Source organism: Paracoccus sp. MC1854, from assembly GCF_014164635.1.
Lineage (GTDB): Bacteria > Pseudomonadota > Alphaproteobacteria > Rhodobacterales > Rhodobacteraceae > Paracoccus.
On record NZ_JACJFU010000108.1, the window covers coordinates 1 to 1,462 of the forward strand.

1 protein-coding gene and 1 pseudogene are annotated in these 1,462 nt (G+C 63.5%); one reads left to right on the top strand and one right to left on the bottom strand.

What is annotated here, in order from left to right:
* Positions 1 to 214 (top strand): annotated as a pseudogene (locus H5395_RS18260) (IS3 family transposase); the annotation flags it as partial.
* A gap of 228 nt (positions 215 to 442) precedes the next feature.
* Here H5395_RS18260 and H5395_RS18265 read toward each other — a convergent pair.
* Entirely contained in the window at positions 443 to 814 is a 372-nt protein-coding gene (locus tag H5395_RS18265) for a hypothetical protein (protein WP_182793958.1), read from the bottom strand.
* Between the last annotated feature and the right edge of the window lie 648 nt (positions 815 to 1,462).

Genomic DNA, 1,462 nt, shown 5'->3' on the forward strand with positions numbered 1-1,462 from the left:
ATGAGCGGCAAGGGCAATGGTTATGACAACTCGGCCCTCGGGAGCTTCTTCAAATCGCTGAAGGCTGAACTGGTCTGGCGCCGCGACTGGCCCACCCGGCGCGAGGTCGAAATCGCCCTCTTGGAATACATCAACGGCCTCTCACAACCCGCGCCGCAAACACTCGGCACTGGACTGGAAATCACCCGTGGCCTTCGAACAAAGGGCTGCCTGACATGAGCACCTGACCGGAACAAAACCGGGACAGGTCCAGACAGCCCACGAGGGCTACGCGCCGCTATCGCTATTACGTCTCCAACCGGCTCATCTCAGGGCCGCCCGATTCGACCGCCTGGCGCCTGCCCGCGGCGATGCTGCAGACCGGTATCGCAACAGGTATCCGTACGCACTCCGCCCGGCTCCTGCACGAGCACAGGTTGCTCGCCGAATCCGGTATTCTTCGCTACCGCTCGGCTGAAGAACAATTGACGGCAAAGCGGATGCAGAGGCGCGACTGCTTGGATTGATCGCCGAGGGCCAGATCGCCTCCGACCGTCTCGCCCTCCGCTTGTCCTCCGGCGCTGTGGCGGCGCTCTGTGGCTTGGAGCCGGACGACCTTTGTCCCGACGCTCTGGACCTGGCCCTTGCCGTTTCTCTCTGCCGGCGTGGCGCCGGCGCCAAGGTGGTGATCGGTGAGTTCGCCCGTCAGCCGGACCCGAAGCTGGTCGGTGCGCTGATCCGCGGGCATCGCTGGCTCGGTGCCCCGCGTCAGGGCTAGGATCTCGGCCGGCTGGCGCTTGATCCCGGCATCTCCGCCGGCTGTCTGCGCGGGCATCTGCAGCTGGCCTTTCTCGCTCCCGCGATCCAGAGCGCGATCCTCGACGGCACACAGCCCGAGCACCTGACCCTGCACAGTCTGACGCGGCCTGAGATGCCGCCGGACTGGGATCAGCAGTATCCGCGCACCCGTATCTTCCCCGTCTGATCCGCTTCCCTGTTCCTCTCTGCCGCGTCCCTGATCGGGCGGAGCTTGTTCCCTGATGCTGCGTCACCAATTCCCTGTTCCTGCGGGCAGGGAATTCCCGTGCTAAGCCGTTGAAAACTGGAGATCAAACAGCTGCCTGATCCCGCGCCGCCTGCGCTTCTCTCGACAAATTCCCTGTAAATTCCCTGTAAACAGCTGCGGCGGCCGAAAACCGCACGACCGAAAACCCCTCCTGAGACGGGCGCGGGAGATGCGGAGATATCAGGGAGAAAGCCGCGTCTTGGTGCGCGGCGGACCTGCACAAGCCACGGAAATAGCGCAGGTCTTCCTGCGCCTCAGGCGTGAGGTAACGTCAGGTAAGGATGACTTGCTGGGCGTTGTTGCAGAACTCTGCCGCTAGTGGCGACTTCCCCTTTCCCTTTTGACGTCAGGCCGCGCGTTCGATTTCGGCCGTGCCGAGTGCATTGAAGCGGTTCATCAGTGCAATGCGGACGTGGA